We start from the raw sequence: 14,746 nt of genomic DNA on the forward strand, positions 1-14,746 counted from the left end.
ACGTGCTCAGTCTGATCATTTTTCTCCCGCTCGTGGCGGCGTTGATCGTCGCCCTGACATCAGCGACGGGTCCGAGCGTTGCCCGATGGTCGTGGGTCGCAGTCACCGCCGCCGAGGTGGGGCTGGCAGTGTGGTTGTGGGCCGGGTATTCCGCGTCGGCCGGAGGTTTGGCCTACGAGCAGCAGGTGCCGTGGATACCGACCGTGCGCAGCAGCTACCACGTCGGGCTCGACGGGCTCTCGCTCCCGCTGGTGGTGCTGACCAACATCGTGTTCCTGGCCTGCGCCGTCTACGCACTGCGAGAGTCGAATCGACCTCGCGGGCAGGCCGCGCTGTTCCTGGCGCTGCAGACCACGTGTCTCGGCTTGTTTGCCGCTCAGGACCTGTTGATCTTCTTCGTCTTCTTCGATCTGTCGATCGTGGGCATGTACTTCGTCATCGCTGGTTGGGGGCACGGAAACGCCCAACGTGCTGCATTGAAGTTCTTCCTCTACACGTTCCTCGGTTCGCTGGCGCTCCTGCTCGGCTTCATCGGCCTGTATCTCGCCAGCGATCCGCACACCTTCGACATGGTCGAGCTGGCAGAGGCGGCACCGCTGAACGGACGCGGCCTCGCGGGCGGACTGGTGATGGCAGCGATCCTGCTGGGACTGGCGATCAAGACGCCGACATTCCCGTTCCACACCTGGCTGCCGCCCGCACACACCGACGCTCCCGCAGTCGGTTCCGCGGTTCTGGCCGGAGTGCTACTGAAGATGGGAACGTACGGGTTCGTGCGCATCGCGATGCCGATGCTCCCGGAGGCGTGGCGCGCATGGGCGTGGGTGATCGTGGCCGTCGGCATCATCTCGGTGCTCTACGGCGCACTCGTCGCGCTCGCTCAAACGGACTTCAAGCGGATGGTGGCGTACACGTCGGTCAATCACATGGGGTACATCGTGCTGGCGGTGGGTGCGGCCGGTGTGGTGGCCGATTCCGCAGACCGTGCGCGGGAGGTGGCGGTGACCGGTGCCGTCGTACAGATGGTCAGCCACGGATTGATCACCGTCGCACTGTTCTTGATCGCGGACGTACTGCGAGATCGGGCGCACACCTTCACGATGTCGTCCTTCGGTGGGCTCGCCGGGGTGGCCCCACGGTACGCAGGGCTGTTCGCGGTGGCCGCCTTCGCCTCGCTCGGAATTCCGGCCTTCAGCGGTTTCATAGCCGAGTTCCAGATCTTTGCCGGCAGCATCGGCGTGACTGCCGTTGCCGCGATCGCACTGCCCGGCATCGTGATTCTGGCGGCGGTGATGCTCCGAGCGTTACAACAGGTTCTCACCGGTCCGGCCGGGGAAAAGACGACGGGATTCGCCGACGTCCGTCCTCACGAATTCGTTTCCATCGGTGGACTGTTGCTGATCTCGCTCGTGATCGGTGTCTTCCCGGGGCCGCTGCTGTCGGTCGTCGAATCTGCCGCGACGACGGTGGTTCAGTTGGTCGGCCGATAGATGGACATGAGCACCGATTCGCTGGCGATGGCACCGCAGATCAGCCTGTTCGCGGGTGCGGTCATCACCTTGCTCGTGGGCTCGTTCCTCCCGCGCGCGCGGCAGTGGGTGTCGCGCGCGCTCGCCGTTGCGGCATTGATCGCCTGCTCGTCGGCAGCGATCGCTGCTCTGGTCGGTGCCCCTCGGCGGGTCTTCGAAGGCACGTTCGCGGCCGACGACACGACATCGATCGCGGCACTGATCATCTGCAGTGCAACGCTTCTGGTGATTGCGCTCGGTGTGGACGAATTGCGCGGCAGCGATAGGGAGAGCGAAGCGTACGTCCTGTTGCTGCTCGCGTCGTTGGGGGCGCTGCTGATGGCGGGAACGACGGACCTGCTCGTACTCATCGTCGCCTTCCTGTTGGCGTCGATCCCGCTCTACGCGTTGATCGGGTTGGCCCGTACACCGGACGCGGCCGAGGCCACGCTCAAGACGTATCTGCTCGGTGCGCTCTTCGGCATCGGCTTGATGCTCGGCGTCACCATTGTCTACGGTGCGGGCGGTGCCACCACGTATGCCGAACTGGCGCAGGTATTGCCGGATATTTCACCGGTGATCGTCGGGGTCGGTGTCGTGGCCGTGCTGGGTGCACTGCTGTTCAAGGCGGGCGCGGTCCCGGCGCACTTCTGGGTACCCGACGCCGCACAGGGCGCGAGCACGTGGGCGGCCGCTTTCGCGACGACGGTGCCCAAGGTGGGCGGGCTGGTTGCGATGTACCGGCTGTTCGACGAGGTGGATCCCGGCATCGAATGGCCCCTCCTGATCGCGGTCGTTGCTGCCGTCACGATGACGCTCGGCAATCTTGCGGCGTTGAACCAGAGCGATCCGAGGCGACTGTTGGGCTGGTCCACCGTCAGCCAGGCCGGATACCTACTTCTGCCCGTCGCTGTCGCCGGTGGTAGCGATCTGGCGTCGTCGTCGCTACTGCTGTATCTGGCCGCGTACGCGGTGACCAACGTGACGGCGTTCGCGGTGATCGCCGCGCTCCCCGAACTGACCACGCTCTCGGACTATCGGGGCCTCGCTCGCCGCCACCCGTGGCTGGCCGGGGCACTGGCGATCAGCCTGCTCAGTCTGGTCGGGACGCCGCCGACGGCGGTATTCATCGGCAAACTGACTACGTTCACCGCAGCGTGGGACGGCGGATTCGGGTGGCTTGTCGCGATCGCAGCCGTCAACACCGTTGCGAGCCTTTTCTACTACCTGCGTTGGCTGGCACCGGTGTTCGCCACCGGGCAGATCAACCGGGAGTTCACCGATCCGCGCCCGGCGGGGATGCGCGCGGCCATCGTCGGTGCAGTGGTGATTCTCGTTCTGGGTATCGGGTCGGGTGCATTGGGGACGATGTCGGTTCAGTGATCGACGATCCCCTTGGAATTCGATTGCGGCACTGACGAAGCGCGGGGAATCGACAGCGCCACTGCGCCGACGACCAGATACAGCCCTCCTAAGGCCCACGTCCCGGCGTGGGAAGCACCCGACTCGCCGCTGACGAACACCAGGAAAATGCCCGCGCAATTGTTGACCGCGTGCAGCCAGATCGCCATGCTCGCATGAAATCGGGCGACTTCCATCGCTTTCCACACCAGCAGGGAGAAACCGATCGTGAACGCCGCGAAAGCACCGATCGGTACCTGAGTCTGAATGCTGCCGGGCATCGCGAACAAAGGCAGATGCCATCCGAACCAGATCACGCCCGCGGCAAGCGACCCGGTCACTCGATTCAGCCGCCCTACCAACCACGGTTGAAGAAAGCCGCGCCACCCGAACTCCTCCTGCCCGCCGCCGAGCACGAGCATCAGCAGAAGGTAGGGCCCGATCATCCACAGTGAGGGCTGGGATTCGGAGATCTCACCGGAGGCCATGCGCGCGCTCGCCGCGATTGCCACGATCGCGACCACCAGCGCCCCGAAACCGACGAATGTCCATCTCCCGCTGGGTGGTAGTCGCAGACACGACCGGAAGAATCGCCAGGCATCGGCCGGCGTCGATCGCCGAGCCACTACCCACCACACAGCGACTGCAGGGCCGATATCGCCCAAGGCGGAACACGCCGCGGCGAGCGGCTCGGGGCCCACATCGTTGCGTAGCAACACGATTGCCGCGCCCCACCAGAGCCAACTCCAGGCGAAAGCGGCGACCACGTACAACGCGGCGTCCCCGTACCCGCGCCGATTCGACCCGACGACAGCACCGTTCATGTCGGCATCATGCCCCACGGCGGGAACCGGCCGGCGTGTTCGTGTGTCAGAGGGCGGTCAGAAGCGAGAAGCCGAATTCACGACCACGGAATCGTGGCTTGCAGAACCGCCTCTTTCAACGCGGCGGTCCGTAATGCCGTCACCGTCTGATACTCGGGATCGGCCACCATCTCGCTGAACGCCTTGCGTGACGGGTACTGGACCAGGAGCACTGCATCCCAGGCCTGCCCGTCCTCGGCGGCAAGGGCGGTCGAACCGTCGCCCGCGTAAAGCACCGTCGCGCCGTAGCGCGGGAGGAACGTCTCGTCCAATGCTTTCGCATATTCTGCGTAGGAGTCGCGACCACCCTCGGCGAACCGAAGGAGGTTGAGCATCACCACCGGACCGCCGGGATCTTCTTCGAGGTAGCGCTTGAGGTCTTTTCCGCGGGGATCGATAGCCATCGTTCGAGTATGCGTGAGCCGTCGATCCTGTGGAGCAGAAAGCGCTGTCGCGTCGAACTACTTCTTTCCCTCTCTCAGCGCCCCGCCCACCGCGGCCAGGGCGGCCAGGGCCGCGGAGATTCCGCGCCGGGTGTTCGGATCGAAGAGTCGCTTGGCCAGCTTGATCGGACCCTCCGGTGCGCGAGTGGCTGCGGTGTAGGACTCCTGCCGAGCCTGACGAATGCCGGCAGCGACCCGCTCCGAGTCCTCGGGGTCCAGGTCACGCAGCGCACCGGCAAGCGCGATGAGCGAGCGCAGAGAGTCTCCGTCCACCCCGTCCAGCAGGATCTTCAGCAGTGAAGGATACGAGCGTGCGGCACCGGCGAAGGCGCGCAGCAAACCACTGTCGTGCAACGCATCGACCAGGTCGTCGAGTTCGTCGGATGCGGCGGTGTCTGGAGGTGTCGGCGGGGTGAAGGCGAGAGGCTTGGCCATCGGATGCTCCTGTTCAGGCTTTCGAATCGCGGGGCGTGGGATCGGAAGGGCTGGCGTAATCGTCACGGGCCCATTTGCGTTCGACCTCGACACCGGTCTGCGGTGTCGGGTTGCCGTAGCGGTGGTGGTTTCGAGGCAGTGGCGACCCTGTCGGGTTGCCGGAGCCGTCTCGTGCACCCTTGCGTCCTCTGTCGGCACCCCTGCGGGAGCTACCGCGCATGTCGTGCTCCCCGTCGGCGCGTTCGATGCGGGCGGACACTTCCTTGTACGCGGGGGTGTGAGAATCGGGATCGATCTCGTTGGAGGTCAGTCGGTTGATCTCCGCACCCTGCATCGGCACCCACACCTGCCCGTCGGCGACCTCGTCGGACAGCAATGTCCGCAGCGTGATCTCGCCGTTCGGAGAGGTCAATTTCACCCAGTCGCCGGTCGCCAGACCACCGTTGTCCTGTGCTGTGCGCCAGTTCATCTCGACGTAGCTGTCCGGAACCAGTTCGCTGAGCCCGGCCGAGCGCAGCGTCAGATTGCCTTCGTGAAAATGCTCGAGCACACGACCGTTGTTGACGTGCAACGGATACTCGTCGTCGGCCTGGTTGGTCGGCTCTCGGAACTCGAGTGGGTAGAGGCGGGCCTTCCCGTCGTCGAAGTGAAAACCGTCGGTGTAGAGCAAGGGTGTGTCGGTACCGTCCGCGGCCACCGGCCACTGCAAGGAGCCGTACCCCTCGAGGCGGTCGTAGGTGACGCCGGCGAACAGTGGTGTCAGCTCTGCGATTTCGTCCATGATCTGACTCGGGTGGGTGTAACCCCACTCGACACCCATGTGCGACGCGATGTCCTGCAGAATTCTCCAGTCCGGTCGGGAATCGCCGATCGGCGGCATCGCCTGATAGAGGCGTTGGATGCGCCGTTCGGTGTTGGTGAACGTTCCGTCCTTCTCCAACGATGCCGCGGCGGGCAGTACCACGTCGGCGAATTCACATGTGCGAGAGAAGAACAGCTCGGATACCACCAGGAACGGCAACCGCTCGAGGGCTTCTTGGACGTAATGGGCGTTGGCGTCCACGAGAGCGAGTTCTTCACCCACGACGATGAGCGCCTGCAGCGAACCGTCGTGCGCCGAATCGACCATGCCGTGGTTGTCCAGGCCTGGCTCGAGCGAGAGCTCGCGGCCCCATGCCCGGGTGAACTTGTCTCGGATTTCCTCGTCGCCCACCGACTGATAGCCGGGGTAGAAGGAATTGATGGTGCCGAAGTCGCTGCAGCCCTGAACGTTGTTGTGTCCACGCAAGGGGTACGCACCGGTGCCGGGGCGTCCGTAGTTGCCGGTGACCAGCAGCAGATTGGACACCGCAGTAGAGGTGTCCGAGCCCATGTGGTGCTGGGTGACGCCCATGGCCCACAGCCCGACCACCGACTCCGCCTCGGCGATACGGCGGGCGACGTCGCGCAACGTCTCCGCAGGAATACCGGTCCGCTGCTCGGCGTACTCGAGGGTGAACGGTGCCAGCGACTCGCGGTAGTCGTCGAGTCCGTTGACCTTCTCGGCCAAGAACTTCTCGTCCGCCCACCCCTGATCGAGGATGTGGAGGGTGACCGCGGACAGCCAGACGAGGTCGGTGCCCGGCTCGGGACGGATGAAGACGTCGGCGCGCTCGGCGAGGCCGTGCTTACGAAGATCGGCGACGATCAGCTGATGTCCGCCGACCTTCTGCGCTCGTCGCAGCCGGGCCGCGATCACCGGGTGCGAATCGGAGGTGTTGGACCCGACGATCAGCACCAACGCCGCTCGCTCCATGTCGCTGATCGATCCGGCATCGCCGCCATAACCGACGGTGCGCCACAGCCCCTCGGTCGCGGGTGCCTGGCAGTACCGAGAACAGTTGTCGGTGTTGTGGGTTCCGAGCACCTGGCGCGCCAACTTCTGAGTCAGGTACGACTCCTCGTTGGTGGCTTTGGACGACCCGATCACCGCGACGGAATCGGGGCCGCTCGCCTCGACGATGGTCTTCAGTCGGTCCGCGATGACGCCGAGGGCCTCGTCCCACGAGGTCTCGACGAATCGATCGCCCTTGCGAACCAGCGGCCGCGTGAGGCGGTCCGGTGCATTGATGTGGTCCCAGCCGAACTTTCCCTTGACGCAGGTCGAGATGGAATTGGCCGGGCCTTCGTGCTGCGGCTGGATCCGCAGGATTTCCCGGCCGCGGGTCTCCACGTCGAACGAACATCCGACGCCGCAGTACGTGCAGACCGTCTTCGCCGTGCCCGTCGCCGCCATTCGAGCAGCCGATTCGGCCTTCGAGATCGCGTACAGCGGAAGGTAGCCGGTTGTCGGTTCCACCGTCTTGACCAGGTCGATGGCCGGCTCACGTGCCGCCTCGGGCCAGTCCGTCATCAAACCGTGGCGGCCCAGCATCGACTTCTCCATCAGTGCGTTGCACGGGCACACCGTCACGCAGTGTCCGCACGAGACGCACGAGGAGTCCGCGATGGACTCACCGCCGTCCCAGAGCACGCGAGGGTTGGGGTCCTCCCACCCGATCGACAGTGTCTCGGTCACCTGCACGTTCTGGCAGGCCTCGACGCACCGGCCGCACAGAATGCACTGATCGGGATCGTATCGATAGAAGGGATTGCTGTCGTCGATCTCGTAGGGCTTCGGCTCGAATCCGATGCGCTCGTGAGTCAGGCCCGACGCTTCGACACCGTGCTTGAGCTCGCAGGAGCCGTCGTTGTGGTCGCAGATGGTGCAGTAGAGGACATGCTTGTGGACCAGGCGCTGCGCAGCCTCTTCACGGGCCGTCGCCGACGCACCCTTCGTGGTGACCTGTAGCCCGGACGCCGTGTCGGTGGCGCACGCTCGGACCATGCGGCCGTCGATCTCCACCATGCAGGTGTCGCAGGTCTGTACCGCCCCGAGTGCCGGGTGATAGCACACCGCAGGAAACTCTTGCGCGGCATCGTCGATCAACGCCTCGAGTAGTGGTCGGCCCTCGACGGCAGGCACTGTCCTACCGTCGATCGCGACCTCCACTCGACGGCCGGTCTCGGCTGCCGCGTCCTGCGACAGTGGTGCGAACGACGCGCGCGCAGCAGCGGCGGGATCGCCATCGGGTTCGGAGACAACATTCGGCACAGGAACTCCCTCGACGACGCAGTCGACCGAGTCGCAACGCGGCCCGCTCGCGATGATAGTCACCGTCCCTACAGGCCGGTGCTGGTTCGGAGGATGGCCCGGGGCGGGTCTTTCCAAACGGCGTCGTTCCAGGAGCCGTCGGCAACCATCGGCACGCTGCCGCGGCGGCCACCATCTGCAGTACCCGGCAGGAGAAGAACGCCGAGGTTAGCGCGTCGCGCCGAGCTGAGCCTTTCCCATGATCCCCGAAGGCCGTTGCCTTACCTGTCCGTCGACGATGTCGACGACGCCGCCGGCCCATTCGGGATCGGTGTCGGCGGCAGCCTGGGGGTCGGCATGTGTGTCGGTGCCCTCGTCGGCCGTGACGGTGATGGCGCGCCGCAAGGCCTCTCGCACGCTCATCAGGTCCGTATCGGAATCGGCGAAGACATCCGTCGCCGCGTTTCCGCGGCGTACCACCATGTCGTGGGTGAGGCTGTCCACCAACGAGATCACGGTTCCGGGAGGCATAGCGGTGATGGTGGCGACCGCCCGGCCCACCAGTCCGGTCGGCAACAGTGGGACGGGAATCTGGGCGCGCCGCAGCCCTGCGACGCTGCCGTACGCCTGCAGTAACTCCGGATAACTCATCGTTTCGGTGCCACCGATGTCGAACGAACCGGGACGCGCGGTGTCGCCGAGGGCTCGGGCGATGATGGCGACCACATCGACGACGGCAATCGGCTGGACCTGCTTGCGCATCCACGTCGGGATCGGCGTCACCGGCAGCCGCTCGGTCATGCGTCGAACCAATTCGAATGACGTCGATCCGGAGCCGAGGATGATCGCTGCGCGCAGCACGGTGGCGTCGACCGAGCTGTCGAGGAACACTTCCTCGACCTGTAGCCGCGAGCGCAGATGGTCCGACAGGGGCGTGTCGTCGTCCGGAATGAGGCCGGACAGGTACACGATCCGGCGCACGCCGTTGCGCTCCGCCGCGGCGGCCATGGACTGGGCCGCGTGGCGATCCTTCTCGACGAAGTCTCCCTCGTCCATCGAGTGCACCAGGTAGACGACCGCATCGACATCTGCGGTCGCGGTATCGAAGGTCTCGTGCTCGTCGAGGTCGAACCGCACCGCGGTGACCTCGGTGCCCCAGGCGAAGCGCGACTTCTTGCCCGGGTCACGCATGGCCGCGTGGACGTCGTGGCCCTGTTCGAGGAGCACGGGGATCAGCCGAGACCCGATGTATCCGGTTGCGCCGGTGACCAGTACCCGCATGTATTTCTCGTTTCTGTAGGTAAGGGCAATACCCGTTGGTAGCAGTCTCACTCCCCGCTGTCGGAGCGAGGTGACACACTGTCCGGGTGAGTGCGCGAACCAGGAACAACGTCAGGGTCGTCGGGGCTGCGGACGGTCCGGTCGTCATGTTGGCGCACGGGTTCGGATGCGACCAAACGCTGTGGCGTTCGGTGACCGAGCTCTTGGCCCCCGAGTTTCGCGTCGTCCTGTTCGATCACGTGGGAGCCGGGGCATCGGACCCGGCGGCCTGGGACGCGGAGAAGTACGCGTCCCTCGATGCCTATGCCGACGACATCATCGCCATTGCCGATGAGCTCGACTTGCGCGAGGTCACGTTCGTCGGTCACTCGGTGGCGTCGATGATGGGTGTTCTCGCGGTCCCGAAGGCCTCCGAGCGATTCTCCAAGCTCGTGCTGCTGACGCCGTCTCCCCGGTACATCGACGACGGTGACTACCGGGGCGGGTTCAGTGCCGAGGACATCGACGAGTTGCTCGAGTCGTTGGACAGCAATTATTTGGGTTGGTCGGCGTCGATGGCACCGATCGTGGTGAACGCACCGGATCGGCCCGAGCTGGAGAACATGTGGACCGCGAGCTTCTGTCGAACCGATCCGGCATGTGCACGGGTCTTCGCCCGCGCCACCTTTCTGTCCGACCATCGTGCGGATCTGGCGTCGGTGGCTCTACCGACACTGATCATCGACAGCGCACGGGATTCGCTGGCACCGCCTCAGGTCGGCAGGTACGTCCGTGACCAGATCGCCGGCAGCGTGCTGACGACACTCGACACCAGCGGACACTGCCCGCACGTCACCGAACCCGAGCAGACCGCCGAAGCGATTGCGGCATTCGTGAGATCGTCGTGATTCACGAACTCGACATCGAGGATCTCTACGAGAACGCGCCGTGTGGCTACCTGTCGGTCCTGCCCGACATGACGATCGCACGATTGAACGCCACGCTGGCCGCATGGCTGGGCTTCGAGGTCGACGCGTTGATCGGGACCGACTTCACCGAGCTGCTCACAGTGGGCGGACGCATTCATTACGAGACACATTTCGGCCCCATTCTCCAGATGAGTGGCCAGCTCGACGGCATTGCGCTGGATTTCGTCACATTCGACGGGCGGCGGTTGCCGGTATTCATGACCGCGAACGTCAAGACCGACGCCGCGGGAACACCGCTGTTGATCCGCATCACCGCGCTCGACGCCAGGGACCGTCGCTCCTACGAACGCGAGCTGCTCGAGTCGCGAAAGCGAGCGGAGTTGCTGGCCAAGACGCTGCAGCGGTCGCTGTTGCCGCCGACTCTGCTACCTCCGTCGGGGATGACAGCGGCAGCCCACTATCAGGCAGCGTCGAGTGACGAGCTGGGCGGCGATTTCTACGATCTCTTTCCACTGTCCGACGACCGATGGGGATTTTTTCTGGGCGACGTCTGCGGCAAGGGCGCAGCTGCTGCAGCCGTGACGTCGTTGACGCGGTACACACTGCGCGCGGCCGCGGTGTACGACCACGACCCGGTGGCAGTGTTGCACAACCTGGATTCGGTTCTTCGGCAGGAGTTCCGTGACAACAATGCGCAGTTCTGCACGGCAGTATTCGGAGTTCTCAGCCGTTCTGCCGGGGGATTCGAGGTGTGCATGGCCAACGGTGGCCATCCGCCGCCGCTGGTGATCCGCGCCGACGGCAGCGCGCATTACGCCTATATGACCGGGGGGCAGTTGGTAGGGCTTCTTCGCAACGCTCGCTTCGTATCGACCACGGTGACGTTGGATGCCGGGGACACCTTGATGCTCTATACCGACGGTCTCACCGAAGCCCGGGTGAGCCGAGGTCGTTACGACGACGACGGTGCCTTGTTGGAATTCGCCACCGAGCATGCTCCCGCGACTCCGGCCGTCCTGATCGACCACCTACGAAAGCTGTTGAAAAGCTTCGGCGACGGCCTCGTCGACGATGCCGCGGTAATGGCCCTGGGAGTTCCCTCCCTCACGACAGGCCCGTCAGTCGAGAGCGGCCAGCGCTGACGCCAGGTCGGAATGCAGAGCGAATTCCTGGTCCAGGCCCATCAGCTTGATCGGCCGGCTGGTGGTCGGACCGTCGGCGACGACCGAGAACGCAAGTGTGTCCCCGTGGTCCTTCTGCGCCGTCGCCAGTACCGTCATCGCCGCGGAGGCGAGGAACGACACGGCCGACAGATCGATGACCAGTGCCGACGGCGTCGACGCGACCTGGGCGTCGACAGCGGCTGCGAGGGTCGGTGCAGTGGTGATATCGAGTTCGCCGGAGACCGCAATGACGGCCACGCGACCATCGTTGCTGGACTGGATCGAGAATCCGGCGGTGTTCGTATCAGCTGGCATGTCTACTCCTGAATCTGTACCCGCCGCGCTCGTCGACGGGGTATGCGGACCATTCAATCAGTAGGCACTACTGGAAGGTGACCTGCGTTCCTCTGAGTGCGGGAGCTCCGAGCGTCGTCGTCCAAGAGGGTACTGCGTCGGGCTCGATTCCGGTGGCTCCTCCGTAGACGACGGCCAAGGTCTGCTGCTCGGTGACCGAGCCGGCGTACGAGGCGGGTACCGGGGAGAGCTGCGGTATCGGCAGCGCCGGGACGTCCTGCTCACCGGGGTTTCTCGTCGGCACCTGGTACGAGCCGTCGTTGATCGAGCCGCCGGGGTACTGCGGGAAGTACTGGCCTGCGGAGCGGTCGAGAGGGGAGTAACACGTCGGTGCTCGATCCTGCTCGAACAGGCGCGGTTCGTCCTGGTTCGGCAGGTATCTCCCCTTGGGGTTGACGAACGGCATCGAGACATTGATGCCGGGATACTCGTCGCCGACGCCGGTGACGATCCTGCCGCGACGGGCGCCTTCGGCGAACTGGGCGGCAGTGCAACCGATAGCCGGGGAGAACTCGGCCAGAACTTCGAGGGCCTCGCGTGAATTCGCGGCCAGCCCGATGAGATCGGCGGAGTTGGCGTCGAGGAAATCAGCGGTAGTGCTCGATGCTGCGGTGACCGAGGAGTACAGCGCTTCGAGAGCAGGACGCTTCTCGACGACGGTGTTGCCGGTGATCCGCAGGTTGTCGAGTGCGTTGATCAGTTCGGGTGCTGCATCGGAGTAGGTCTGCGAGAAGTCGGCGAGACCGCGCAGATCCTGTTGGATCGCCGGCAGTTCGGTGTTGAGCCCGGCGAATATGTTCTCCAGGCGGTCGATTGTGAGGCCGAGTTGCTCACCGCGCCCGCTCAGTCCCTGCGCCAGTGCGCCGAGCGTGTTGGACAGATCCTGTGGCGGAACGGCCTGGAGCAGCGGCAGAAGTCCGTCGAGCAGTTGACCGACCTCGATGGCGTTGCCGCTGCGATCCTGCTTCAGGACGGTGCCCTCGGTGATGGGGGTACCGGGCTTGCCGTCCGGCAGGATCAGCGCAACGTAGCGCTCGCCGAACAGCGTCTTGGGGAGCAGCCGTGCGGTCGCGTTCGACGGAATCATCTCGGCGAGGTCGGGCTCGATCGCCAACTCGGAGGTGACTGTGCCCGCGGTGGTGGTGGCCGAGCGGACTTCGCCGACGATCATGCCGCGCACCTTGACGTCTGCGTTTCGGGGCAGCGAGTTTCCGACGCTGTCGGTTTCGAGTGACACCGTCACGACGTCCTTGAACGTCTTGTTGTACGAGGTGACGCTCCATCCGACGAATACGACGATGAGTACGACGAGAGCAATGCCGAGAAGTCGGTTCTGCACCGGCGAGGGGGAGCCGGTCATGCGACGGTCGGGACGACAACAACAGCCATGCGGCGAACCTTAGTGCTACACGACGTCACACCAACTATCGAAATCGACTTTGTGAGACAGACGCAGATTGCTCGTCGAACGTGATGCCTGTCACTCTGTTGCGAAAGCGCGCGGCGCGTCGATCAATCGGCAACCAACTGGGTGGTCGAGGAATGGTCACCGCGCCCGCGTTCGCGCTGCCTCCCGATGACGTATCGGCCCGGGGTTATTCCGGTCGCGCCGTGCTCGGGGTGCACGAGATAGGCCGTCACGGAGTTGTCGAGAATGCCGAGGGCGAGCCCCCTGCGGTCGAGGACGGGACTTGACCAGGTGCAGGTGCCGCCGTCGGCGACCAGGCTGTGGGGGTTGCCACCCGCCGCGCTGCGGAGCAGTTCGATTCCCGACAGCGGTACCGTCTCGGTTCGGGTCTGTTGCCCCGTGCCGACGATGCCCGCGAGCATGTCGAACGGAACGACGATCAGGTCGCCCTGGGCCTGCAGGCCGTCGATGACGGGAACGGAAATTTCCTGGTCGAGATGATCGAAGACGTCGAGACCGGTCAGTGTGGTCAGTGCGGACAGGGTCATGTTCGAGTTCATGTGAATCACCTTGTGTGGGGTCAGGTTCTGCGGAGCAGTTGGGCGTAGTCGGTGCCGTTCAGGCCGTAGGTCCAGCCTGCGGCGTCGAGTGCGGACGAGATGTCGCCGGGGACCCGTAGACCGTAGCGACGGCGACGGCCATCGCGCTCCCGAGAACCGTTGACGGCCAGTAGGATCCGTTCCTCGCTGCCCCAGCCTGCGGGGGTGGCGAACAGCTGCAGGGTGCAGCCGGGGTTGCCCGGGTCGTCATCGTTGTCGACGAGGCTCAACCCGGCTCGATCCAGGTAGGTGTCCCAACCGATTCGCTCGATGGCGCTTCGCCGGATCTCGACGTTGCGTTCGGCGGTGATGCGCTCGACTGTCGGATCGTGCATCACCCAGTCGGGAACCACGGTGCCGTCGAGGACATTGATCGCGGTGTCGTCGGCGAATTGGAGTGCCGGAGAAGTCGAATTGTGCAGGCGCACTTCACCGTGCACCGGATCGGGGATGGGCTGGGTGTGCAAGGCGGTGGGGCGTTCGGACATCACCGCGATGTTGTCGAAAGCCCACCACCACCCCGTCGAACGGACGAGGTCGGATTGAATGTCGAGTAGTTCGACGTCCGCGCTGTCGAACGTCGAGAGGTGAAAGCGGCGATAGATGTCGTAGTAGGCCACCCGGTGTGCTTCCTGCTGGCCGTACCAGGTGACACTTCCGAAGGAGTGTGGAACAAGGCCCCTGATTGCCGAAGCGACGCCGTCGAACAGGCTGGTGTGCAACGAGTTCCACACGGTCCGTCGAATGATGGGATCGGGACTGATGCCGGCGCGGGCAGCGTCCTCCGGTGGGCTGTTCGCTGCGGTGATCCGCGCTCGAAGATCGCTCTGATGAAGAGTATTTCGATGAGAGGTTCGCCGTGGCCATTCGATTCTGCGTCGATCGATTCGCTGGTCCATTTTTCGACGTGAATCGGACAGTAGCGATGCAATGCGTCCCTGTGCCTTTTCGGTCTTCGCGCGGGTGATGAACATGTCCGTCATCAGTTGCTCCGACGTGACGAAGGCAGCGGCGGCAGCTGGGGAGGGCACCCACACGAACTGTGGCTCCTGGAAGCCGGCTCTTCGATACAGCTGTGCCACAGCAGATTCCGTAGTAGTTCGATCGGAGGGGCCAGCCTTCAGGCCGTAGCTGAGCCAGCGGTCGCGCTGCGCGCAGACGGCACGAATGCTCTCGGCGTAAGTATCGGGATTGTCACTGAATGTGCCGCGACGGGGAAATGCCGACGGCAACGGCACGGCGCTCACGAATTGGAGGCGGTGTCCGCCTTT

Annotated in this window: 13 protein-coding genes; 4 read left to right on the forward strand and 9 right to left on the reverse strand. The window is 64.7% G+C overall.

Annotation, left to right across the window (positions count from 1 at the left end; all coding sequences use genetic code 11):
- The first annotated feature begins 2 nt into the window (after positions 1 to 2).
- On the forward strand, positions 3 to 1,490 hold the full coding sequence (locus tag RHODMAR_RS05880; protein WP_008712315.1) for a complex I subunit 4 family protein: 1,488 nt from the start codon (positions 3 to 5) through the stop codon (positions 1,488 to 1,490).
- Positions 1,491 to 2,891 (forward strand): NADH-quinone oxidoreductase subunit N, encoded by a 1,401-nt coding sequence (locus RHODMAR_RS05885; RefSeq protein ID WP_008712318.1) that lies wholly within the window; start codon positions 1,491 to 1,493, stop codon positions 2,889 to 2,891.
- On the opposite strand, the gene RHODMAR_RS05890 is transcribed toward RHODMAR_RS05885, so the two are convergent.
- From RHODMAR_RS05890 to RHODMAR_RS05910, 5 genes are all read right to left on the reverse strand, one after another.
- Positions 2,885 to 3,733, reverse strand: a complete 849-nt coding sequence (locus RHODMAR_RS05890) for a CPBP family intramembrane glutamic endopeptidase (protein WP_008712321.1) — start codon at positions 3,731 to 3,733, stop codon at positions 2,885 to 2,887. The two genes, RHODMAR_RS05885 and RHODMAR_RS05890, sit on opposite strands and share 7 nt — an antisense overlap.
- A 77-nt stretch (positions 3,734 to 3,810) precedes the next feature.
- On the reverse strand, positions 3,811 to 4,176 hold the full coding sequence (locus RHODMAR_RS05895) for a DUF1330 domain-containing protein (protein ID WP_008712323.1): 366 nt from the start codon (positions 4,174 to 4,176) through the stop codon (positions 3,811 to 3,813).
- A 57-nt stretch (positions 4,177 to 4,233) separates the two neighbouring features.
- Positions 4,234 to 4,650 carry a hypothetical protein gene (locus tag RHODMAR_RS05900; RefSeq protein WP_008712329.1) on the reverse strand — a complete coding sequence of 139 codons (417 nt, stop codon included), beginning with the start codon at positions 4,648 to 4,650 and terminating at the stop codon, positions 4,234 to 4,236.
- A 13-nt stretch (positions 4,651 to 4,663) separates the two neighbouring features.
- Positions 4,664 to 7,783 carry a formate dehydrogenase subunit alpha gene (fdhF, locus tag RHODMAR_RS05905; protein WP_008712335.1) on the reverse strand — a complete coding sequence of 1,040 codons (3,120 nt, stop codon included), beginning with the start codon at positions 7,781 to 7,783 and terminating at the stop codon, positions 4,664 to 4,666.
- A gap of 207 nt (positions 7,784 to 7,990) precedes the next feature.
- Positions 7,991 to 9,043: an NAD(P)H-binding protein gene (locus RHODMAR_RS05910; protein ID WP_008712336.1), complete on the reverse strand. Its 1,053-nt coding sequence runs from the start codon at positions 9,041 to 9,043 to the stop codon at positions 7,991 to 7,993.
- Between the two features lie 86 nt (positions 9,044 to 9,129).
- On the opposite strand from RHODMAR_RS05910, the gene RHODMAR_RS05915 reads away from it, so the two are divergent.
- A complete protein-coding gene (locus tag RHODMAR_RS05915; RefSeq protein ID WP_042938144.1) occupies positions 9,130 to 9,930 on the forward strand; it encodes an alpha/beta fold hydrolase in 801 nt (266 codons plus the stop codon).
- Positions 9,927 to 11,093, forward strand: a complete 1,167-nt coding sequence (locus tag RHODMAR_RS05920) for a PP2C family protein-serine/threonine phosphatase (RefSeq protein ID WP_008712338.1) — start codon at positions 9,927 to 9,929, stop codon at positions 11,091 to 11,093. Before RHODMAR_RS05915 ends, RHODMAR_RS05920 begins: the two co-directional genes overlap by 4 nt.
- Here the strand turns inward: RHODMAR_RS05920 and RHODMAR_RS05925 are convergent.
- From RHODMAR_RS05925 to RHODMAR_RS05940, 4 genes are all read right to left on the reverse strand, one after another.
- Complete coding sequence (locus tag RHODMAR_RS05925) at positions 11,070 to 11,429, reverse strand: STAS domain-containing protein (protein WP_008712339.1); 360 nt, start codon at positions 11,427 to 11,429, stop codon at positions 11,070 to 11,072. The two genes, RHODMAR_RS05920 and RHODMAR_RS05925, sit on opposite strands and share 24 nt — an antisense overlap.
- A gap of 67 nt (positions 11,430 to 11,496) precedes the next feature.
- The gene (locus RHODMAR_RS05930) at positions 11,497 to 12,828 is read right to left on the reverse strand and encodes an MCE family protein (protein WP_008712340.1); all 1,332 of its coding nucleotides are present in this window, start codon (positions 12,826 to 12,828) and stop codon (positions 11,497 to 11,499) included.
- A 152-nt stretch (positions 12,829 to 12,980) separates the two neighbouring features.
- The gene (locus RHODMAR_RS05935) at positions 12,981 to 13,436 is read right to left on the reverse strand and encodes a hypothetical protein (protein WP_008712341.1); all 456 of its coding nucleotides are present in this window, start codon (positions 13,434 to 13,436) and stop codon (positions 12,981 to 12,983) included.
- 20 nt (positions 13,437 to 13,456) lie between these two features.
- Complete coding sequence (locus RHODMAR_RS05940) at positions 13,457 to 14,722, reverse strand: DUF6745 domain-containing protein (RefSeq protein WP_042938146.1); 1,266 nt, start codon at positions 14,720 to 14,722, stop codon at positions 13,457 to 13,459.
- Positions 14,723 to 14,746 lie beyond the last annotated feature (24 nt).

The organism is Rhodococcus sp. AW25M09, assembly GCF_000333955.1.
GTDB lineage: Bacteria > Actinomycetota > Actinomycetes > Mycobacteriales > Mycobacteriaceae > Rhodococcoides.